The sequence below is a fragment of the Paracoccus isoporae genome, assembly GCF_900101865.1.
In the GTDB taxonomy this organism is placed as follows: Bacteria; Pseudomonadota; Alphaproteobacteria; order Rhodobacterales; family Rhodobacteraceae; genus Paracoccus; species Paracoccus isoporae.
In genome coordinates this window covers 175,634-195,749 of record NZ_FNAH01000004.1, presented here as the reverse complement: position 1 = coordinate 195,749, position 20,116 = coordinate 175,634, and the positions used below count along the sequence as shown (strand labels likewise).

Genomic DNA, 20,116 nt, shown 5'->3' with positions numbered 1-20,116 from the left:
CGCACGGTCCAGGTGAGGAATCCGACCGGCCGCGAGAGGCTGCCCACCCCGGACCGGATGAGGTGCCGCATCTGCGTTTTCTCAAGCTGGTCGTCGGCGGGCTGGCGGCGGGGATGGTGGCCGGGTTGGCGGTGATCGCGCTGATCCTGTGGGTCCGGCTGGGCACGCCGCCCTTGCCGGAACTGCCCGAGGCCGTGACGCTGCCTGCCGGTCACGGCGCCGTCGCCATCACCTTTGCGGGTGAGCGGATCATCGTGCTGACCGACCGGGACGAATTGCTCGTCTATGACCTGAGCGGAGTGTTGCAGGGGCGTGTCTCGCTCGATCAGCCCTGAGTGCCGCCGCGCTGCGCCGATTCGAGCGCGTCGAGCCGCGCCTTGAGCTCGGCATTCTCGGTCCGCGCCTTGATCGCCATGTCGCGCACCGCATCGAACTCCTCGCGGGTGACGAGGTTGCGCTCGGCCAGCCAGCGATCGACCCAGGACTTCATGGCGTTCTCGGCCTCGTCCTTGGCGCCCTGGGCCACGCCCATCGCGTTGGTCATCATCCGCGACATGTCGTCGAAGAACTTGTTTTGCGTGGACATATCGCCCTCCTGAATCACTTTCGCGCAATATGGGGTGGAGGGCGACCGGGTTCAATGTTGACACCCCGCCCGAGGCGACTAGCGTGCCGGCGAAACAGCGAGGACCGACATGATCCCCTTCCCCGACATCGCGCCGGAGATCTTCACCATATCGCTCGGCGTCGCGGAATTGTCGCTTCGCTGGTACGCGCTTGCCTATCTGGTCGGGCTGGTCGGCGGGGCCTGGGCGGTCTGGCGGCTGATAAAATCCGACGCGCTCTGGGGCGACGCCGCGCCGATGCAGCCGGCCAAGGTCGAGGAGTTGCTGACCTGGATCGTGGCCGGGGTGATCCTGGGCGGGCGGCTGGGGTTCGTTCTGTTCTATCAGCCGGGATATTATCTCGCGAATCCGCTGGAGATCGTGAAGGTCTGGCAGGGCGGCATGTCCTTTCATGGCGGGTTCGCCGGGGTCGTCATTGCCGCGTGGCTTTGGGCGCGCCGGAATGGCGTCGCACCGCTCCGGCTGGCCGATGCGCTGGCGGTGGCGGCCCCGATCGGGCTGTTCTTCGGGCGGATCGCGAATTTCATCAATGCGGAGCTTTGGGGACGTCCCACCGAGTTGCCATGGGGGGTCATCTTCCCCGGCGAGGCGGCGCAGAGCTGTCCCGGTGTCGAGGGTCTGTGCGCCCGCCATCCCAGCCAGCTCTACGAGGCGGGGCTGGAGGGGCTGGCGCTGGGGCTTTTGCTGCTGGTGCTGATCCGACGCGGGGCGTTGCGCCGGCCGGGCCTGGCGCTTGGTGTGTTTCTGGCAGGCTATGCGGCCGCGCGGATCTTCGTGGAGTTCTACCGTGTCGCGGATGCGCAGTTCATTACCCCGGACAATCCGCTGGGCCGGGTGGCGCTTGGCCTCAGCATGGGGCAGCTTCTGTCGCTGCCGATGTTGGCGCTCGGGCTGGTGTTCATCCTGCGCGCGATGAGGCAGCCGCGCAGATGACGCGATTGGCCGCGCTCATCGCCGATGAGATCCGGCGCAGCGGTCCGATCTCGGTCGCGCGCTACATGGAGCTGTGCCTGCTGCATCCCGATCACGGCTATTACGCGACGCGCGATCCGTTCGGCCGGGCCGGTGATTTCGTGACAGCGCCGGAGATCAGCCAGGTCTTCGGCGAGTTGCTGGGCCTGTTCCTGGGGCAGTGCTGGATGGATCAGGGCGGGCCTGCGCCGTTCACGCTGGCCGAGATCGGGCCGGGTCGCGGCACGCTGATGGAGGATGCGCGGCGCGCGATGCGGGTGGTGCCGGGCATGGCAGAGGCTGCAAGGCTGCATTTGGTCGAGGCCTCGCCACATCTGCGAAGCCTGCAGCGCGCGCGGCTGGGTGCGGATCTGCGCCATCTCGATCAGGTGGCCGATCTGCCGGACGCGCCGCTCTATCTGCTGGCCAACGAGTTCCTGGATGCGCTGCCGATCCGCCAGTTCCAGCGGGTCGAGGCGGGATGGGCCGAGCGTCTGATCGGGCTGGGAGAGGAGAGGCTCGCCTTCGGTCTGGGGCCGCTGATGACGCTGGATTTGCCAGGCCGGCCCGGAGAGGTGATCGAGCGCTGCCCGCCTGCGGAGGCGGTGATCCGCGCCGTGGCCGGGCGGATCGCTGCGCAAGGCGGGGTTGCGCTGTTCATTGATTACGGCGGCTGGAACGGGCGGGGAGACACGTTTCAGGCCGTGGCCGGGCACCGGCCTGTCGATCCGCTGGCCGCGCCGGGCGAGGCCGACCTGACTGCGCATGTCGATTTCGCGCCTCTTGCCGCCGCCGCGCATGCGGCCGGATGTGCGGCTGCCATGACCACGCAGGGGGCGCTGCTGCGCGATCTGGGCATCGGGGCGCGCGCGGCACGGCTGGCTGCGTCCGGCGATCCGGGCGCGATCCGGGCCGCAGAACGCTTGACCCGCGGCGACGAAATGGGAGAGTTGTTCAAGGCGCTTGCAATCTGGCCGCGCGGAGGCCCCGCGCCGCCGGGTTTCGGAAATCCGCACCGCACCGATCCCGCCGATGGGGGAACATGAAGCTGACGCTGGAAATCCTGACGCATGATCTGCTGGCTCCGGTCCGGCACGGGTTCTTCACCCGAAAGGGCGGGGCGAGCACCGGGCTCTATACCGGGCTGAACTGCGGCCGTGGCTCCAGCGATCAGCGCGACGTGGTGGAGACCAACCGGGCGCGGGTGGCCGAGGCGATGGGCGTCGATGCGCCCGCCCTGCTGACCGTCCACCAGGTGCATTCCGCCGAGGTGGTGACGGTAAAGGCCGCCAGCGATCTGGCCGCGATCCGCGAGACACGGGCCGATGCGCTTGTCACGGCGACGCCGGGGCTGGCGCTCGCGGTGCTGACGGCGGATTGCCAGCCGGTGTTGCTGGCCGATCCGGCGGCCGGGGTGATCGGCGCGGCCCATGCGGGATGGAAGGGCGCCCTCTCGGGTGTGCTCGAGGCCACGGCGGATGCGATGCGGGCGCTCGGGGCCGGACGGATCAGGGCGGTGATCGGGCCGACCATCTCGCAGCGCGCCTATGAGGTCGGATGGGACTTCATGGAGGACGTGACCGCCGATGATCCCGAGGCCGAGCGGTTCTTTGCCGGCGGGGCCGGGGGCAAGCCGATGTTCGATCTGCCGGGATACGGGCTGGCGCGTCTGCGCGAGGCCGGGGTCGATGCGGCATGGACCGGCCATTGCACCTATTCCGACGCGGAGCGGTTCTTTTCCTATCGGCGCAGCACCCATCGGCAGGAAGCCGATTACGGGCGGCTGATCTCTGTCATCTCGCTGTGATCGGATGCGGGCCGCGCGCGCCGCAAGTCAGCCCGAAGCTGTGGCGATGCCGATTTCCGAGAACGGCACCCCGGCCTCGTCCTTGGCGCAGCGGATCACCAGCGAGGTCTTGACCGAGGCGACATTCGGCGCGGCGGTCAGGCGTTCGGTCAGGAAGCGCTGAAAACTGGTCAGGTCGGGGGCCACGCATTTCAGGATGAAATCGATCTCGCCGTTCAGCATGTGGCATTCGCGGACCAGCGGCCAGCCCTGGGCGCGATGCTCGAACTCCGCCAGGTCGCGCTCGGACTGGTTCTGCAGCCGCACCATGGCAAAGACCTTGACCTCGAACCCCAGCGTCTTGGCATCGACATCGGCGTGATAGCCGCGGATATACCCGGCCTCTTCCAGAACCCGGACCCGGCGCAGGCAGGGCGGCGCGGAAATCCCGACGCGCCGCGCCAGTTCCACATTCGTCATGCGCCCGTCGGATTGCAGCTCGGCCAGGATCTTTCGATCGATTCCGTCAAGCTTGGTTCCGGCCATTCTGGTTTCTCCGCTGCAACGTGAAGGAAACTACACGCAGAGGTTGGATTGCGCAATATTCTTACGCGAGGTCGCCGAACACGGGCCGGGATTGAAGCATGGCCCCGCCTGCACTAGCTAGATGGCAAGCAGGTATGACAGGAGGCCCGCATGGCCGAGCAACATCGCAAGCTACTCATCATCGGCTCGGGCCCGGCGGGGTACACCGCCGCGGTCTATGGCGCGCGGGCGATGCTGGAGCCCCTGCTGATACAGGGAATGCAGCCCGGCGGGCAGCTCACCATCACCACCGAGGTCGAGAACTGGCCGGGCGAGACGGAGATCCAGGGGCCCGACCTGATGGTGAAGATGGAGGAACATGCCCGCGCCATGGGCACCGAGATCAAGTTCGACACCGTCTCGAAGCTGGATCTGGGCGTGCGGCCGTTCCGCGCGGAATGCGATTCGGGAGATGTGGTGACGGCGGATGCGGTGATCCTGGCCACCGGGGCGCAGGCGAACTGGCTGGGCCTGCCCAGCGAGGAAAAATACAAGGGCTTCGGCGTCTCGGCCTGCGCGACCTGCGACGGGTTCTTCTATCGCGGCAAGGAAGTGATCGTGGTGGGCGGGGGCAATACCGCCGTCGAAGAGGCGCTGTTCCTGACCAACTTCGCCTTCAAGGTGACGCTGATCCATCGCCGCGACGAATTGCGCGCCGAAAAGATCCTGCAACAGCGGCTGCTGAAGAACCCCAAGATCGAGTGTGTCTGGGATCACGAGATGGTCGAGGTTCTGGGCGAGGACGATCCGCTGGGCGTGACCGGGGTGAAGATCCGCCATGTCGCGACCGGCGAGGAGCAGGTGATCGACGCCGCGGGCGCGTTCATCGCCATTGGCCATGCCCCGGCCTCGGAACTGGTCGCGGATCAGCTGGAGCTGCATAGCGGCAAATATGTGAAGGTGCAGCCCGGCACGACGCTGACCTCGATCCCCGGCGTCTTTGCCGCGGGCGATCTGACCGACCATGTCTATCGCCAGGCGGTGACGAGCGCGGGGATGGGCTGCATGGCCGCACTGGATGCCGAACGCTATCTGGCCGCGCAGGAGGATGCGGGCGAGCCCGCGCCCGATGCCGCCCAGATCGCCGAGCCGGCGGAATAGGGTCGTGGCGCGCCGGGTCGAGGTCAATGACAAGATGCAGCAGGGCTACAGCTACGATCTGACGGCCCGGCCGGGACAGGATTTCGCCGAGGGTTTCACACCCGATCTGACCCCGAAAGACATGCTGGAGATGGGCGTGTTCGGCGGCTGCTACATGACCGATTGCCGGGACGAGTTCCCGAAATCCTGGTTCGAGGGGGCCAAGCTGTCGCCCGGCAAGCCGGACAAGGCGCTGAATTATTTCGGCATCCATGCCAGCCAGCCCTTGTCGGAGTGGCGCAGGAAGGGCTGGATCCACGAGGATGACCCGCGCGGCTGGTTCCAGTGGTATTGCCGCTATTACACGGGCCGCCGGCATGCGGATGACGAACGCCAGATCGGCCGCTGGCGGGCGATGCGCCGCCATGTCGGGCAGGTGCGCAAGGGCTGTGAGGAGGGCGATCTGTCCTGCCGGCCCAAACAGCGGCAGGCGCTGCTGCACTGGGCCTATGACAGCCGCAGGCTGTAGCGGCGGGGTCGGCGCGTCGCGTGTCGCTCAGTCTTTTTTGGGCAGATCATCGTCGATGGAGACGATGCGAGCTGCGTAGTGGAAATGGCTGAGCGGAGCGAGATCGTCGGGAATCTCGCCATCGTTGTTTTTGGCGATGAGATGCAGCGAGACCACGCGCCAGTCCATCGCGTTGGTGTTGTACACGGTCTCGCCACACTCGGCGCAGAACACGCGCTTCATCTGCAGCGCCGGGTGCTGGAATTCGATCAGCCTGTCGCCGCCTTGCGTCACCTCGAGCTGGTCGGGGTTCCAGGCTGTGACCGAGTGATAGGGCACGTCCAGCAGGGTGCGGCAGTCCTGGCAATGGCAATGGCCGCGCACGCGGGGCGCACCGGACAGCCTGATCGAGACGGCACGGCAGTCGCAGGAAATATCGTGGCTCTGGGTCATGTCTTGCCTTTCCGGCTGAGGTGGGATGACGGGTTGAAGAAGGCGAACGCGGCGCCTTCGGCACGGGTTCCGGGCATGGCCTGCGGGTGTCAGGGACAGTCGAAATCGCCCGTGTCCCAGCTTTCGCCGTCGCCGGCGCGGGCCTTGTCCTGACGGCGCGAGAACCATGCGCTCGCAAACAGGCTGTCGCTCTGGCTGAGCATATCACGGATCGCCGCGAGATCCTCGGGGCCGTGCAGGATCTGCGCACCCTGGGGCGCTGCGCCACCGTCGGAACTGATGACGTAGAGCCGCCCGCCCGAGCTTTGCTGTGCCGTGCGGATCGTCGATTGCAGCGTCGCCGAGCTGGCGGTTGTTTCTGCCACATAGATCAGCACCGTGTCGCTCACACCAGGGGTCGCTCCTATATCTCCGAGAGACCAGAATAGCCCAGATGTCGCCGCGTTGCATCGCACATTGCCCAGTCATTCGACTGCATGATGCATTTCTGGCTACCGCCCGGCGCGCAATTGGCGCAGTTGCGGTTGGGTTCGCCGAAATGGCCCCAGGCCCCGCCGCAATCGCATCCGGACTGGGCGTATTCGTCGGGCGCGTGAAAGATATGGCCGGTTTCATGCGCGAAGACGCGGTCGATCTGCTCCGGTCCCCAGCCGTCATTGTCGAAATGCATGACCAGGCGCGGCCCGCCCAGGCTCGCATAGGCGAAATGCCAGAGGCGGTATTTGGTGAAGAAGGCGATATAGGCCCAGTCCGTCCCGTGCCTGTCGCGCAACGCGCGGGCATAGGCATCCGCCCCCGCCAGCCCCGGCCGGTGACCGAGCTGCGCTAGGGCGCCATCGCGCCATGGCGCCTCGAAGGCGTCGAAATCCCGCGCGTCGGGCGGCGCCTCCGCCGCGCTGACCGACAGGACGGAGATGTCGTGCACGAAGGTCACATCCTTCTGCGGCGCCTCATTGGCCAGGAAGGACAACCCGTTCTGCACCTCGGACACGACGAGCAACTGCTCATCGGTGGTGAAGCGCAGATGCGCGGCGGTGCCCGACACGATCACCAGCCCCACCGCGATCCGCCCGGTCATCCGCGCCGACAGCGGCGGCAATTCCTCCGGTGCGGCCCATTGCGGCGGGGCGGGTGTGTCGAACCGCGTCAGCGCCTCGCCCGGCGGGTGGATCGGGGCCGGGCCGCCATCCGCCGCACCCTGCCAGGACAGCCCCTCGAAATTCCGCTTCTTCCCGGCGGCGCGGCTGTTGTTTGCGCTACGGCGCCGGAAGGCATGCGCGCCCATCAGCTCCGTCGCCGACATCTCGGCGGCATTATAAGGCGAGGGCGGGGCCGGGTCCGTGACGCCGGGCGCATCCGCGATCGCGACGCGGCCATATTGATGAAACACCGGCTCGTTGCGCGGCGCGGCGGCGCCCGGCGCGCGGGACGGGTCGGAAAAGGTCATAAATTCATTCGTGCTGAGATCGGCGGTCATAATATTCCTCTCTCGATCTGGATCGTGGAATGAGCCTACCACGAACAAAAGCAGAACATAAGCGCAGCCGGCCGGCGGCGGAAGGCGGTTGCGATGCCCGAAGCGGTGGGCTGGAGCGGGCTAAATGGTTAAAATCGCAGAGATTAACTGCTGCGCCCCGGTCGCGATTCCGTGGCCAATGCGCAACCATCCACGAAAAGTGAAGATATTTGCCCGCTGCATGGCTGCCACGCGGCGGCGAGAGTTGAAACTGCGTGTCGCCGTCGCTAATCCAGCCCAAGACGATCTCGCCCCGTGCGGGGCGCGTGACGCCGCAATCCGAATCCGACCGAGTAACTGACATGACCGCAACCAACCACGCCCCGATCCCGGAACTCTATGTCGCGCCAGAGGCTGCGGACAAGCTGAAAGACGATGCCGGCAACATGCCAAGCTGGGATCTGACCCCGCGGCAGATCTGCGATCTGGAACTGCTGATGAATGGCGGGTTCAGTCCGCTGAAGGGGTTTCTGACCGAGGCGGATTACGACAGCGTCGTCAACGAGATGCGGCTGACCGATGGTGCGCTCTGGCCGATGCCGATCAATCTCGACGTGTCGGAAAAATTTGCCGAGGGGCTGGAGCCCGGCACCGACATCGCGCTGCGCGACCAGGAGGGCGTGATCCTCGCCATCATGTCGGTGACCGATAAATGGGTGCCGAACAAGTCGCTGGAGGCCGAGAAGGTCTTCGGTGCCGACGATCTCGCCCATCCGGCGGTGAATTACCTGCATAACCAGGCCGGGCCGGTCTATCTGGGCGGGCCGGTCAAGGGGCTGCAGCCGCCGACCCATTACGATTTCCGCGGCCGGCGCAACACGCCCAATGAACTCCGCGCCATGTTCAAGAAGCTGGGCTGGCGCAAGGTCGTGGTGTTCCAGACCCGCAACCCGCTGCACCGTGCGCATCAGGAACTGACCTTCCGTGCCGCGCGCGAGGCGCAGGCCAACCTGATGATTCACCCGGTTGTCGGCATGACCAAGCCGGGCGATGTGGACCACTTCACCCGCGTGCGCTGCTATGAGGCGGTGCTGGACAAGTATCCGTCCTCGACGACCACGCTGTCGCTGCTGAACCTGGCGATGCGGATGGCCGGACCGCGCGAGGCGGTGTGGCACGGGCTGATCCGCCGCAATCACGGGGCGACGCATTTCATCGTCGGCCGCGACCATGCCGGCCCCGGCAAGAACTCCGCCGGCGAGGATTTCTACGGCCCTTATGACGCGCAGGAGCTGTTCCGCAGGCATGAGGACGAGATCGGCGTGAAGATGGTCGATTTCAAGCATATGGTTTACGTGCAGGAACGCGCCCAATACGAACCCGCCGATGAGATCGAAGAGGGCGTGACGGTCCTGAACATCTCGGGCACCGAGCTGCGCCGCCGCCTGCGTGAGGGGCTGGAAATCCCGGAATGGTTCAGCTTCCCCGAGGTGGTGCAGCAGTTGCGCCGCACCTCGCCCCCGCGCGCGCAGCAGGGCTTTACGGTGTTCTTCACCGGGCTGTCGGGATCGGGCAAATCCACCGTCGCCAACGCGCTGATGGTCAAGCTGATGGAGATGGGCGGGCGTCCGGTCACGCTGCTGGATGGCGACGTGGTGCGCAAGCATCTGTCATCCGAGCTGGGCTTCAGCAAGGAGCATCGCGACATCAACATCAAGCGCATCGGCTATGTCGCCTCCGAGATCACCAAGAATGGCGGCATCGCCATCTGCGCGCCGATTGCGCCCTATACCGCGACCCGCCGGTCGGTCCGCGAGATGATCGAGCAATATGGCGCCTTTGCCGAGGTCCATGTCTCGACCCCGCTGGAAGAATGCGAACGCCGCGACCGCAAGGGTCTGTACAAGCTCGCGCGCGAGGGCAAGATCAAGGAATTCACCGGCATCTCGGACCCTTACGAAGAGCCGCAGGCACCGGAACTGCGCGTGGACACGACCGATATCGATGTGGACAACGCGGCCCATCAGGTGCTGCTGAAACTGGAACAGATGGGGCTGATCGGCCTGAACTGATCCCCTGCTTGACATTGTGAACCCGCCGGGCGCGTATGGCCCGGCGGGTGTTTTTATCAGTTTTTGGTTTGCGAGGTTTCCATGTCCGACATGGTCAATGTCATCTGCATGAAATGGGGCACGCTTTACGGCGCCGCCGATGTGAACCGGCTCTACCGGCAGGTGCGCCGCCATCTGGATCGTCCGCATCGCTTCGTCTGCTTGACCGACAACCCGCGGGGAATTGATCCCGGCGTCACCTGCCTGCCCCTGCCCGATCTGGGCCTGCCGGACGGACATCGCGACACGCGGTGGCGCAAGCTGGCCCTGTTTCGCCGCGATCTTGGCGGGATGACCGGGCAGACCGCGCTGTTTCTGGATCTCGACCTGGTGGTGGTGGACGATCTGTCGCCGTTCTTCGACCTTCCGGGCCGCTTCTACATCATCCGCGATGACGACCTGTTCCGCGCCAAGCCGCTGCGCAAGGTGAACCCTCAGCGCGATAGGTTCCTGCATTCGGTCGGCAACTCCTCGGTGTTCCGCTTCGTGGTCGGCGCGCATGGCTATATCCTTGATGCCTATCTGGCCGACCCGTCTGCCGCGACCGCGCATTACGAGATCAGCCAGCAATTCCAGTCGGCGCAACTGGCCGCGCATGGGGATCTGGACTACTGGCCCGAGGGCTGGGTGGTCAGCTTCAAGAATGACTGCGTGCCGCTCGGGCTGCGCAGCTATTTCGCCGATCCCGGTCTGCCGCGAGGTGCCAGGATCGTGGCCTTTGCCGGCGCGCCCAAGATGGAGGATGTCTTCGCCGGGCGCGGCAATACCTGGTATCGCAAGATCGGCAGGATCGACTGGCTGCGTGCCGCATGGCAGGGCTGATCGGCGGGGCATGGCGGCGCTGGAAACATGCACGCCGCGTCGCCCATGCGCAGGCCGAGATCGCGGCGCGCGACTTCTCCCCTGCGCCGCACGGGCTGGACGCGCCGCTGATCGTCAACCTGACCTCCTATCCGCCGCGCTTCGGCGCATTGCCGCATGTGCTGGCCTCCCTGATACGGCAGAGCGTCCGGCCCGATCGCGTGATCCTGTGGCTGGCGGAAGAGGACGAGGCGCGACTTCCCGACGCGCTGCGCGGGATGGGTGTGGAGATCCGGCTCTGCACCGATGTGAGATCCTACAAGAAGATCGTGCCGGCGCTGCGCGCGTTTCCGGGCAGCTATATCGTGACGGCGGATGATGATGTCTATTACGGACCTGACTGGCTGGCGCAGCTCGTAGCCCATGCGGCGGCGGGTGTCGTTTCCCACCGCGCCCATCGGGTCACGCTGGATGCGGGCCGGCCGCGCCCCTACGCGGCGTGGGACCGCAATCTCGCAGCGCCCCTCGTCGACAAGCTGATCTTTCCGACCGGGGTGGGGGGCGTGCTCTACGCGCCGGGGGTGTTTCACCCCGACGTCACCGATGCGGAACTGTTCCAGCATCTCGCGCCATCGGCCGATGATGTCTGGCTCTACTGGATGCACCGGCTGAAGGGCTCTCGCCCGGCAAAGATCGGCGGGCGGTTCCGTATCGTCGAATGGCCGGACAGCCAGACGGAGAACCTGCGCAGCGCCAATCTCGGCGGGGACGGGAATGACCGGGCGGTCAGTGCCTTGCTGGACAGATATGGCTGGCCGGGCTGAGGTCGGACAGGGATCCTCGATGGGCAATTCGGCTTTCTGATCGGGCGGTGGCTTCGCGAGGAAACCGCGCGCAGGTCAATCGGGCGAATGCCACAGCCGCTGCGGAGCACATGAACGAAACGCGCCGCCCGGCCTGGTGGCGGGCGGCGCGTCGGAATTGGACGGGGCGGCGGTCAGTGCACGCTCACCGGGCTCAGATCGTTCTGCCGGGCCAGATAGAACGCCATCTGGCGGTCCTTCACCAGGGCCAGCCGTTCCCCGTCGATCCCGTGCACGGCATAGAGGCTGTCCAGCCCCGATGCCTGCTCGCGCACCTCGTCAGGCAGGCTATCCACGGCGACGCGGCGGATATAGACGGTGTTGCCGTTTGCTTCCGGCATCTCTTCATATTTCGTGTTCATGGCGATCCCCTTTCATTTGCGGCTGATCGGAATGGTCTGGACCACGTTTTGCTGCGGCTTGCGCTGAAGCGAGATGGAGAGCAGGCCGTTCTCCAGCCGTGCACCGTCAACCTCGACCCCGTCGGCCAGCACAAAGCCGCGCTGGAACGCGCGCGATGCGATGCCGCGATGCAGGAACACCCGCTCCCGCGTGTTATCGGGCAGGCGACCGCTGACGGTGAGCTGGCGGTTTTCCAGCGAGATCGTCAGGTCGTCTTCGGCAAACCCGGCGACGGCGAGGGTGATGGTGAACCCGTCCGGCGCGCAATGCTCGATATTGTAGGGAGGGTAGCCTTCCCCCCCCTTGGCCGCGCGCTCCGCCAGACGCTCGATCTGGTCGAATCCCAGCAAATGCGGATGCGTGGCCAGTGTCAGCTTCGTCATGTTCCTCAAGCCCTTGTCAGCGACTCGTGATCCTGCGGGCCCCGGTATGGCGACCCGTCTGTGCCTAATATGTGGTCAGCACGCATCGGGAACAAGGGCGACGCCTTGCATGGAACAGTGAGTTAACATTTTTCCGGTTCGCGCTATAATCTGCACACGCAGCCAGGAAGAGTTCGCCCGCATGAATTTCCACGCCGAGATGAGCCATGAAGAGATTGCCCGCGCCCGGCTGGAGGTGCTGCGCCGCGAGCATCGCGACCTCGACGATGCGATCGCGGCGCTCGCGGCCCAGCCCGGCGCGCCGTCACTGACGCTGCAGCGGCTGAAACGGCAGAAACTGGCGCTGAAGGACCGCATAGCCCGGCTGGAGGACGAGTTGACGCCGGATATCATCGCCTGAGCGGGACGCCGCGGGAATTGCGTCCGGCAAGGTTGTGAATATAGTGCGGGCTTCCTGCGACGAGGGGCAATATGGACAGCAAGCAAGCGGGCGTGCCCGTGGGGATCATCATGGGCAGCCAGTCCGACTGGCCGACGATGCGCGAAGCGGCGACAATTCTGGACGAGTTGGGCGTGGGGTATGAGACTAGGATCGTCAGCGCCCATCGGACCCCGGACCGGCTGTGGGAGTACGGGCGGCAGGCCGCGGATCGCGGGCTGAAGGCGATCATCGCGGGTGCGGGCGGGGCGGCGCATCTGCCCGGCATGATGGCATCCAAGACGCGCGTGCCGGTGATCGGCGTGCCGGTGCAGACGCGCGCGCTGTCCGGCGTCGATTCGCTTTATTCCATCGTCCAGATGCCCAAGGGCTTTCCGGTGGCGACGATGGCGATTGGCGCGGCGGGCGCGGCGAATGCCGGTCTGATGGCGGCGGGGATCCTGGCCGTGTCCGACCCGGAACTGGCCGCGCGGCTGGATGCGTGGCGCGCGGCGCTGTCCGAGTCGATCCCCGAGGAGCCGCGCGATGAGTGAGGCGCTCCCGCAAGGCGCGGTGATCGGCATTCTGGGTGGCGGGCAGTTGGGGCGGATGCTGTCCGTCGCGGCCTCGCGCCTCGGCTATCGCACGCATATCTATGAGCCCGGCGCCGCGCCTGCGGGCGATGTGGCGCATCAGGTCACCCAGGCAAGCTATGACGATGCGGACGCGCTGCGCCGCTTTGCCGAGTCGGTCGATGTCATCACCTATGAATTCGAGAACGTCCCGGCGGCGTCGCTCGACCTGCTCGAATCGATCCGCCCGATCCGTCCGAACCGGCGCGCGCTTGCCGTGTCACAGGACCGGCTGACGGAAAAGGAGTTCCTGCGCGGCCTGGGTCTGCGCACCGCACCCTTCGCCAATGTCGAGACCGAGGCCGATCTGCCGGCCGCCCTGGCCGAGATCGGCACGCCGTCGATCCTGAAGACACGGCGGATGGGCTATGACGGCAAGGGACAGATCCGGTTCCGCGATCCCGCGCAGCGCGACTGGACCGGCGCGGCCTCGGTGCTGGAAGGATTCGTCGCGTTTTCCGGCGAGATCAGCGTGATCGTGGCGCGGGGCGCGGATGGCGCAGTGGCGGCCTATGATCCGGGGCTGAACCTGCATGAGGGCGGCATTCTGCGGACCACTACCGTGCCCTGCGGTCTTGCTCAGAAGCCGGTGACGGATGCGGTGTTGCTGGCCGCGCAGATCGTCAATGCGCTCGATTACGTAGGCGTCATGGGAGTGGAGCTGTTCGTCACGCCAGACGGGCTGGTGGTGAACGAGATCGCGCCGCGCGTCCATAATTCCGGTCACTGGACGCAGGCCGGCTGCGCGGTGGACCAGTTCGAGCAGCATATCCGCGCGGTGGCGGGTCTGCCGCTTGGCGATGGCCGGCGACATGCCGATGTCATCATGGAGAACCTGATCGGCGACGACATGGACCGGGTGCCGGAGTTGCTCGGCACCGCGGATGTGCAGATCCATCTCTACGGCAAGGAAGAGACGCGGGCGGGCCGCAAGATGGGCCATGTCAACCGGATCTGCCGGTGAGGATGGCGCGGCCCCGGCTGGCGGTGCGGGCGGCGATCCTGCGCGGCGACCGGCTTCTGGTGGTGAATGCCTATCCGCCGGAATACGGTTCGGATCTCTGGTGCCTGCCGGGCGGAGGGGCGGAGGCGGGGCAGTCGCTGCACGAGAACCTGATCCGCGAGGTGATGGAAGAGACCGGGCTCAGCATCACGGTCGGCGCGATCATTCTGGTCAACGAGTTCAAGGATTCGAAGGCGGGGTTTCACCAGGTCGACCTGATCCACCGCGCCACGCTGTCGGAGGGCGATGGCAGCGCGATGGTGCTGGCCGATCCCGAAGGTGTGGTGGACCGCGCCCGCTGGGTGACGCGCAGCGAGTTGGCAAAGCTGCATCACCGGCCGCGCCTGCTGGCGCGCGCCGTGTGGTCCGATCACGCGGCCTGGCACGATCCGATGGAGGAAACCATCTGGTAGGTCTCAGGGTATTTGCGTGAAGAAGAAGCGGACGGCTCAGCTCTCGGGCAACCGCTCTGACAGGAAGCGCATCATGTTGCCGCCCATGACCTTCTCGATCTGCGCGGTCGAGACGCCCTCATCCAGCAGCGCCTGGGTCAGCGCGGGCAGACCCGCCGCGTCGAAGGGCGCATCGACCGAGCCGTCGTAATCCGAGCCGAGAGAGACGTGATCCTCGCCCAGCAGGGCGATGGCAGCGCGGATCGAGCGGGCCACGTCGGACGGGGTGCTGCCGCAGGTCACGTCGCTCCAGAAGCCGATGCCGATGACGCCGCCCTTGGCCGTGATCTCCTGCAGAAGCTCGTCGGGGACGTTGCGCGGCGTCTCGCAATGGCTGCGAATGCCGGTATGGGAGACGATCGGAACGGTTCCGTCCATCGCCAGCACGTCGCGGACCATGGCCGGGCTGGCATGGGCGAGGTCGATGACCATGTTGCGGGCGACCATCTCGGCCACGACCTCGCGGCCGAAATCGGACAGCCCCTCGCCGCTCTGACCGTGCAGCGAACCGCCCAACTCGTTGTCGAAGAAATGCGTGAGCCCCATCATCCGGAACCCGGCATCATAGAGCGCCGCCACATTGGCAATATCGCCTTCCAGCGGATGCGCGCCTTCGGTGCCGAGGATCGCGCCGACCGTCTCGGCGCCGCCTGCGCGGCGTTCCAGATGCGCGGACAGATCCGCCCGGCTGCGGATGACGACCAGTTCATCAGGGGCGCGCTCGGCCATGTGGTGCAGCCGCGCGGCCTGATCCAATGCGCGTTCCCTGAGGCTGCTCCATGTCCGGATCGGGCGAAGCTGGCCGATCACCAGCCGGGTGATGTTGTCGGCGCTTTCGGCGCTGTTTTCGCCGTAATTCAGGCCGGAGGGGCTCTTGGTGACGGTGGTGAAGACCTGCACGGCGACATTGCCCTCGCGCAGGCGCGGAATGTCGGTATGGCCGCGATCGACGCGTTCCAGCAGGTCACGATCCCAGAGCAGCGCGTCGGAATGCCAGTCGCCGATGACAAGCCGGTCATGGAGCGCGCGTGCATCCTCGCTGACCGGCCAGCCCTCAGCCGGGGTGTTTAGCGGGTTCAGATTGCGCTCCACATAGGCCGGGCCGAAGATCAGCACCACGGCGACGGCAAGAACGATCAGCCCGGCAAGGGCGAGGAGGAGTCTACGGAGCATCGGGCCTCGGCTGGTTCGGCAAGCGGCAGATCTGCCCAGAGGATATGCTGAGGCCCGCGGGATCCGCCAGCATAAATCCCGCCAACGTCGCGGAACCCGGCATGGCGATAGACCCGGTAGCCCGCCGGATTCATCAGGTTGACGGTCAGAACCAGCCGCCGCATCCCGGGATAGAGTGCCGCGGCATAGCCGGGCAGGGCGCACATCGCCTGCGTCCCCAGACCGCGCCCCTGTCGCGCCCGGTCGATCAGCACGCCGCGCAGTCCCAGATCGGTCGGTTCCGCAAAGCGGTGACGTTCGGCGTAGCGCGGGTCCAGCTTGAACATGCCCACCAGCTCTCCATCCGCGCGGATGGCGTGGAAGCTGAGACCGGGCGTATCATCCTCGATCATGTCGATGCCGTCATTGGCGTATTGACCGGGGTGCTGGCGAAGCCCCGCCAGTGACGCCAGATCCGCATGACGGACAGAGGACAGCGTGATCATTCCCGACCCTTCCGATGGCCGGACGATACGCGAAATCCCGCGTCGGAGCGACGAAAAACTGCGCCGCGGCGGCAGGGCGGCGGGGTGGCGCGGCTGCGTGGCGGATCCGGGCGTTTTGTGCTACCTCGCCCGCCATCGCAACGCGATCAGTCCTCCATCGCCTCCAGCTCCGCGATGAAGCCCTCGATCATCGACAGGCCCTGGTCCCAGAAGGCCGGATCGGACGCGTCGAGGCCGAAGGGCGCGAGCAATTCGGAATGATGTTTCGATCCGCCGGCGGCCAGCATGTCGAAATATTTCTCCTGGAACCCGTCCGGCGCGGCCTCGTAGGCGGCGTAGAGCGCGTTCACCAGACCGTCGCCGAAGGCATAGGCATAGACATAGAAGGGCGAGTGGACGAAATGCGGGACATAGGACCAGAAGGTCTCGTAGCCCGGCATGAACTCGAAGGCGGGGCCGAGGCTTTCGCGGCTGACCTCCAGCCAGATCGCGTTGATGTCGTCCGGGGTCAGCTCGCCCTCGGCACGCGCAGCGTGCAGCCGGCATTCGAAATCGTAGAAGCTGATCTGGCGGACGACGGTGTTGATCATGTCCTCGACCTTGCCGGCCAGCAGCGCCTTTTTCTGCGCCGGGTCGGTGGTCTCGGCCAGAAGCTTGCGGAAGGTCAGCATCTCTCCGAAGACCGAGGCGGTCTCGGCCAGGGTCAGCGGCGTCGCGGCAAGCAACTCGCCCTGGCCCGCGGCCAGGCGCTGATGCACGCCGTGGCCCAGCTCATGGGCCAGCGTCATCACGTCGCGCGGCTTGCCCATGTAGTTCAGCATCACGTAGGGATGCGCCGTCACCACGGTGGGATGGGCGAATGCGCCCGGTGCCTTGCCCGGCTTCACCGCCGCGTCGATCCAGCCACTGTCGAAGAACGGCGCGGCAAGTTCGGCCAGCTTGGGCGAGAACCCGGCATAGGCGTCCAGCACGGTCTGGCGGGCCTGCGCCCAGTCGATGGTCTCGGGGCGCGCCGTCGGGAGCGGCGCATTGCGGTCCCAGACCTGCAGCTTGTCGAGTCCCAGCCACTTGGCCTTCAGCGCATAGTAGCGATGCGACAGCCGCGGATAGGCGTCGGTCACGGCATTGCGCAGCGCCTCGACAACCTCCGGCTCGACATGGTTCGACAGATGCCGCGCATGCTGCGGAGATGGCATCTGGCGCCACTTGTCCTCGACCGCCTTTTCCTTCGCCAGCGTATTATGAATGCGGGAGAACAACTTGATGTTCTTCCCAAACACCGAAGCCAGCGCCTGTGCCGCGGCCTCGCGGCGGGCGCGGTCGTGATCTGTCAGCAGGTTCAGCGTTGCTTCCAGCCCCAGCATCTCGCCATCCACCGGGAATTCCAGCGCCGCCATGGTTTCGTCGAACAGCCGGTTCCAGGCAGCGGCGCCGACGACGGAATTGTCGTGCAGGAATTTCTCCAGCTCGTCGGAAAGCTGATGGGGGCGCATGGCGCGCATCCGGTCGAAGACCGGCTTGTAGCGGGCCGGACCCTCTTGGGCCGCGAACACGGTCTGGTAACGCTCTTCCGGGATGCGGTTGAATTCGAGGCTGAAGAACACGAGCGGCGTGGTAATGTCGGTGATCCGCGACTGAAGATCGCTCAGCAGCTTGGCGCGGGCCGGATCGGTGGTGTTCTGATAATAGCGCAGACCGGCATAGGACATGATCCGGCCGCCGAGAATGTCGATCTCCTCATAGCGGCGGATGCAGTCCAGCATGGCGGCGGGATCAAGCTCGGCCAGCCGGCCCTCGAAATCGGCGGCGAAGCGCGCGGCCTTGTCGGTCAGAGCCTCGAGATCGGCGGCCAGCTCCGGCGCGTCCGGGCCGGCATAGAGGTCGCTCAGATCCCAATCGGGGAGGTCGCCGAATTCCGTTGCGGTGGCGCCCGTTTCGGCATCACGGGTGATCTGCGGGGCGCGGCTTGGGTCTGGCAACATCGGCGGTCCTTTCGTTTGACCCTGATGTGCAGTCTGCGCCCGGCAGGTTCAACCCCTCGCTTCCCGCCCGATCCGCTGCGCGGATGCGGCGCCGACATGCGACAGGAAGGCGTCGAAGAACTGCTCCTGTCGCGCCATCGTCTCGAACATCACCTCGTGATTGCCGCCCTCGATCTCGATCAGTTGCGATTCCGGCCAGGACGCCGCGCGGTCACGGATGGCCTTGGCCGACACGATCTTCTCATTCGTGCCGAGCGAGACCAGCATCGGCACATCCGGGGACGGCTCCGCCGCCAACCTGCGGCATTCGCGAAGCGCCGTGCCCACCCAGTCATAGCTGGCGCCGCCCAGGGTGAGTTCGGGCCAGGCCTCGGCCTCGCAAACCAGTCGGCACCAGCTTTCGGTGCTGGCCGTCAGCAGATTGTCGCGGAACGGCTCGTCGAGCACATAGGTGCCGCCACCGCCGGTGCCGAAGGCGGCACGCTGGCCGCGCCCGATCCGGCTGGCGATGCTGGACAGCAGCATGGCGGCGGAATGCGGCATCGGCGCATGGTTGATCCCCCACATCGGGGCGGAGAAACTCGCCGTCTCGACCGGCAGCCCGTTCATCAGCGCCGCGAGCCCGATGCCGCCGCCCATGGAATGCGCCAGCAGATGCCAGGGGGCGCGGATCGAGAGGCTGTCCGCCGCCTCGATCATCGCCACCACGTCGAGCTGGTAATGGGCGAAATCGCTGACATGGCCGGGACGCGGATCATCCTGCAACCGGTCCGACAGACCCTGCCCCCGCCAGTCCAGCGTCAGCACGTTCAGCCCGTGCGCGGTCAGCCGCGCCGCGACCGGGGCGTATTTCTCGGCATATTCGGTGCGGCCCGGCAGCAGCAGGACGGTGCCCTGCGCCGCATCGGCGCGCCACAGCGCGATGCGCAGCCGGATCTCGTCATCCGTGCGCAGCCAATAGGCCTCGGCTTGCGGATCGGCGCAGTCGCTGAACCGGTGAAAGGGAGCGGGGGACAGGGTCATTGGTCGGGCGGGTCGGTCTTCGTCTTCAGGATCGTTCAGGCCAGGGCGGAGCCCAGCTTCATCGCCAGACCCATATTGCCATCGACCTTCAGCTTGCCGGTCATGAAGGCGGTGGTCGGGTTGACGTCGCCGTTCAGCATGCCCTCGAAGGTTTCGCGGCTGGCGGTCAGCGTCACATCCGCCTCTTCGTCGCCGGCGCGGGCGCCGTCGCTGTCGATCATCACCGAGCCTTCATCCTTGATGATGAATTTCGCGGTGCCGTCTTCGAAACCGCCCATCTTGGCGTTCAGCGCGTCGACGGCACTGTTCACTACATCGCTCATGACTCTCTCCTAAAGTTCACTGGCAGAGCGCCAGCATGTCAGGTTACAACACGTATATGAGTACGCGCGCTACGTATTTCCATCGTGCCGTGACGGCATTTGCCACCGCATTTCTCTCGGTGCAAGCTTTCGCTGATCCGGCGGACCCCGCATTGTTCGAAACCCTTGCCAAGACACAGGGAGATGGCTGGATCGAGGCCGAGGCCCGGATCCTGACCGCCTGGGCCGAGACCGGGTCCGAGGCGCTGAACCTGCTTCAGTCGCGCGGCGAATCGGCCATCGACGAAGGGGATTTCGGCGCCGCGATCGGGCATCTGACGGCGCTTCTGGATCACGCGCCCGATCATGCGATGGGCTATCAGCTCCGCGCCCTGGCCTACTGGTCGAATGGCGATTTCGGCCCGGCCGCGGCCGATCTGGCGCAGGCGCTGACGCTGGAGCCGAAGCAGTATCTGGCGCTTGCGCAGCTCTCCGCGATGCTGGACGAGATCGGCAGCCGCGAACGCGCCCTTGAGGCGGTGCAGATGAGCCTCGAGATCAATCCGCACCAGCAGGACGTGAAGGACGCCGTGGCGCTTCTTGACACCGGCGAGGACGGCACCGACATCTGACCGGTCAGG

Annotated in this window: 26 protein-coding genes; 14 read left to right on the top strand and 12 right to left on the bottom strand. The window is 66.2% G+C overall.

From position 1 onward, the window contains the following. The first annotated feature begins 62 nt into the window (after window positions 1-62). Complete coding sequence (locus BLT73_RS08870; RefSeq protein ID WP_245727201.1) at window positions 63-335, top strand: DUF6476 family protein; 273 nt, start codon at window positions 63-65, stop codon at window positions 333-335. Here the strand turns inward: BLT73_RS08870 and BLT73_RS08865 are convergent. Then, the gene (locus BLT73_RS08865) at window positions 326-586 is read right to left on the bottom strand and encodes an accessory factor UbiK family protein (RefSeq protein ID WP_090522958.1); all 261 of its coding nucleotides are present in this window, start codon (window positions 584-586) and stop codon (window positions 326-328) included. The two genes, BLT73_RS08870 and BLT73_RS08865, sit on opposite strands and share 10 nt — an antisense overlap. Window positions 587-695: 109 nt before the next feature. Between BLT73_RS08865 and lgt the strand changes: the two genes are divergently transcribed. Genes lgt through pgeF form a run of 3 tightly spaced genes read left to right on the top strand, consistent with a single transcriptional unit; the run spans window position 696 to window position 3,384 of the window. After that, on the top strand, window positions 696-1,559 hold the full coding sequence (lgt, locus tag BLT73_RS08860; RefSeq protein ID WP_090522956.1) for a prolipoprotein diacylglyceryl transferase: 864 nt from the start codon (window positions 696-698) through the stop codon (window positions 1,557-1,559). After that, window positions 1,556-2,623 (top strand): class I SAM-dependent methyltransferase, encoded by a 1,068-nt coding sequence (locus BLT73_RS08855; RefSeq protein ID WP_090522954.1) that lies wholly within the window; start codon window positions 1,556-1,558, stop codon window positions 2,621-2,623. The genes lgt and BLT73_RS08855 overlap by 4 nt, the downstream gene beginning before the upstream one ends. Beyond that, complete coding sequence (gene pgeF, locus BLT73_RS08850) at window positions 2,620-3,384, top strand: peptidoglycan editing factor PgeF (RefSeq protein ID WP_090522952.1); 765 nt, start codon at window positions 2,620-2,622, stop codon at window positions 3,382-3,384. The genes BLT73_RS08855 and pgeF overlap by 4 nt, the downstream gene beginning before the upstream one ends. A gap of 27 nt (window positions 3,385-3,411) precedes the next feature. Here the strand turns inward: pgeF and BLT73_RS08845 are convergent, their stop codons facing one another. Beyond that, the gene (locus tag BLT73_RS08845) at window positions 3,412-3,909 is read right to left on the bottom strand and encodes an Lrp/AsnC family transcriptional regulator (protein WP_090522950.1); all 498 of its coding nucleotides are present in this window, start codon (window positions 3,907-3,909) and stop codon (window positions 3,412-3,414) included. 150 nt (window positions 3,910-4,059) lie between these two features. Here BLT73_RS08845 and trxB point away from each other — a divergent pair, with 150 nt between their 5' ends. Both trxB and BLT73_RS08835 read left to right on the top strand, forming a co-directional pair. Next, window positions 4,060-5,049, top strand: coding sequence for a thioredoxin-disulfide reductase (trxB, locus tag BLT73_RS08840; protein ID WP_090522948.1), 990 nt, complete (start codon window positions 4,060-4,062; stop codon window positions 5,047-5,049). Between the two features lie 4 nt (window positions 5,050-5,053). Further along, on the top strand, window positions 5,054-5,557 hold the full coding sequence (locus BLT73_RS08835; protein WP_245727200.1) for a hypothetical protein: 504 nt from the start codon (window positions 5,054-5,056) through the stop codon (window positions 5,555-5,557). 27 nt (window positions 5,558-5,584) lie between these two features. Here the strand turns inward: BLT73_RS08835 and BLT73_RS08830 are convergent, their stop codons facing one another. The 3 genes from BLT73_RS08830 to BLT73_RS08820 all read right to left on the bottom strand — a co-directional run bounded on the left by BLT73_RS08830 (window position 5,585) and on the right by BLT73_RS08820 (window position 7,466). Then, on the bottom strand, window positions 5,585-5,989 hold the full coding sequence (locus tag BLT73_RS08830) for a GFA family protein (protein WP_176805012.1): 405 nt from the start codon (window positions 5,987-5,989) through the stop codon (window positions 5,585-5,587). 89 nt (window positions 5,990-6,078) lie between these two features. After that, window positions 6,079-6,378 (bottom strand): hypothetical protein, encoded by a 300-nt coding sequence (locus tag BLT73_RS08825; protein ID WP_090522944.1) that lies wholly within the window; start codon window positions 6,376-6,378, stop codon window positions 6,079-6,081. 14 nt (window positions 6,379-6,392) lie between these two features. Further along, window positions 6,393-7,466: a zinc metalloprotease gene (locus BLT73_RS08820; protein ID WP_090522942.1), complete on the bottom strand. Its 1,074-nt coding sequence runs from the start codon at window positions 7,464-7,466 to the stop codon at window positions 6,393-6,395. 341 nt (window positions 7,467-7,807) lie between these two features. Between BLT73_RS08820 and BLT73_RS08815 the strand changes: the two genes are divergently transcribed. The 3 genes from BLT73_RS08815 to BLT73_RS08805 all read left to right on the top strand — a co-directional run bounded on the left by BLT73_RS08815 (window position 7,808) and on the right by BLT73_RS08805 (window position 11,181). Continuing rightward, the gene (locus BLT73_RS08815; RefSeq protein WP_090522940.1) at window positions 7,808-9,517 is read left to right on the top strand and encodes a bifunctional sulfate adenylyltransferase/adenylylsulfate kinase; all 1,710 of its coding nucleotides are present in this window, start codon (window positions 7,808-7,810) and stop codon (window positions 9,515-9,517) included. A gap of 81 nt (window positions 9,518-9,598) precedes the next feature. Further along, window positions 9,599-10,378, top strand: coding sequence for a hypothetical protein (locus tag BLT73_RS08810; protein WP_090522938.1), 780 nt, complete (start codon window positions 9,599-9,601; stop codon window positions 10,376-10,378). Continuing rightward, on the top strand, window positions 10,366-11,181 hold the full coding sequence (locus BLT73_RS08805; RefSeq protein ID WP_245727198.1) for a glycosyltransferase family 2 protein: 816 nt from the start codon (window positions 10,366-10,368) through the stop codon (window positions 11,179-11,181). Before BLT73_RS08810 ends, BLT73_RS08805 begins: the two co-directional genes overlap by 13 nt. A gap of 173 nt (window positions 11,182-11,354) precedes the next feature. Here BLT73_RS08805 and BLT73_RS08800 read toward each other — a convergent pair whose 3' ends face one another. Both BLT73_RS08800 and BLT73_RS08795 read right to left on the bottom strand, forming a co-directional pair. Continuing rightward, a complete protein-coding gene (locus BLT73_RS08800; protein ID WP_090522935.1) occupies window positions 11,355-11,582 on the bottom strand; it encodes a DUF1150 family protein in 228 nt (75 codons plus the stop codon). 12 nt (window positions 11,583-11,594) lie between these two features. Beyond that, window positions 11,595-12,005, bottom strand: coding sequence for an Hsp20 family protein (locus tag BLT73_RS08795; RefSeq protein WP_090522933.1), 411 nt, complete (start codon window positions 12,003-12,005; stop codon window positions 11,595-11,597). 181 nt (window positions 12,006-12,186) lie between these two features. Here BLT73_RS08795 and BLT73_RS08790 point away from each other — a divergent pair, with 181 nt between their 5' ends. From BLT73_RS08790 to BLT73_RS08775, 4 genes are all read left to right on the top strand, one after another. Beyond that, window positions 12,187-12,405 (top strand): YdcH family protein, encoded by a 219-nt coding sequence (locus BLT73_RS08790; protein ID WP_090522931.1) that lies wholly within the window; start codon window positions 12,187-12,189, stop codon window positions 12,403-12,405. Window positions 12,406-12,476: 71 nt separating this feature from the next. Continuing rightward, window positions 12,477-12,977, top strand: coding sequence for a 5-(carboxyamino)imidazole ribonucleotide mutase (gene purE, locus BLT73_RS08785; RefSeq protein ID WP_090522929.1), 501 nt, complete (start codon window positions 12,477-12,479; stop codon window positions 12,975-12,977). Continuing rightward, window positions 12,970-14,019: a 5-(carboxyamino)imidazole ribonucleotide synthase gene (locus BLT73_RS08780; RefSeq protein WP_090522927.1), complete on the top strand. Its 1,050-nt coding sequence runs from the start codon at window positions 12,970-12,972 to the stop codon at window positions 14,017-14,019. The genes purE and BLT73_RS08780 overlap by 8 nt, the downstream gene beginning before the upstream one ends. Before the next feature lie 2 nt (window positions 14,020-14,021). Then, entirely contained in the window at window positions 14,022-14,471 is a 450-nt protein-coding gene (locus BLT73_RS08775) for an NUDIX domain-containing protein (protein WP_090522925.1), read from the top strand. A 36-nt stretch (window positions 14,472-14,507) separates the two neighbouring features. Here BLT73_RS08775 and BLT73_RS08770 read toward each other — a convergent pair whose 3' ends face one another. From BLT73_RS08770 to BLT73_RS08750, 5 genes are all read right to left on the bottom strand, one after another. After that, complete coding sequence (locus BLT73_RS08770; RefSeq protein WP_090523130.1) at window positions 14,508-15,683, bottom strand: dipeptidase; 1,176 nt, start codon at window positions 15,681-15,683, stop codon at window positions 14,508-14,510. Further along, window positions 15,647-16,168 carry a GNAT family N-acetyltransferase gene (locus BLT73_RS08765; RefSeq protein WP_090522923.1) on the bottom strand — a complete coding sequence of 174 codons (522 nt, stop codon included), beginning with the start codon at window positions 16,166-16,168 and terminating at the stop codon, window positions 15,647-15,649. The genes BLT73_RS08770 and BLT73_RS08765 overlap by 37 nt, the downstream gene beginning before the upstream one ends. Before the next feature lie 146 nt (window positions 16,169-16,314). Continuing rightward, window positions 16,315-18,150: a M3 family oligoendopeptidase gene (locus BLT73_RS08760; RefSeq protein WP_090522921.1), complete on the bottom strand. Its 1,836-nt coding sequence runs from the start codon at window positions 18,148-18,150 to the stop codon at window positions 16,315-16,317. Window positions 18,151-18,198: 48 nt separating this feature from the next. Beyond that, the gene (locus tag BLT73_RS08755; RefSeq protein WP_090522919.1) at window positions 18,199-19,173 is read right to left on the bottom strand and encodes an alpha/beta fold hydrolase; all 975 of its coding nucleotides are present in this window, start codon (window positions 19,171-19,173) and stop codon (window positions 18,199-18,201) included. Window positions 19,174-19,208: 35 nt separating this feature from the next. Continuing rightward, entirely contained in the window at window positions 19,209-19,496 is a 288-nt protein-coding gene (locus BLT73_RS08750) for an SCP2 sterol-binding domain-containing protein (protein WP_090522917.1), read from the bottom strand. A gap of 152 nt (window positions 19,497-19,648) precedes the next feature. Between BLT73_RS08750 and BLT73_RS08745 the strand changes: the two genes are divergently transcribed. Next, a complete protein-coding gene (locus BLT73_RS08745) occupies window positions 19,649-20,107 on the top strand; it encodes a hypothetical protein (protein ID WP_143025651.1) in 459 nt (152 codons plus the stop codon). The last annotated feature ends 9 nt before the right edge of the window (window positions 20,108-20,116 follow it).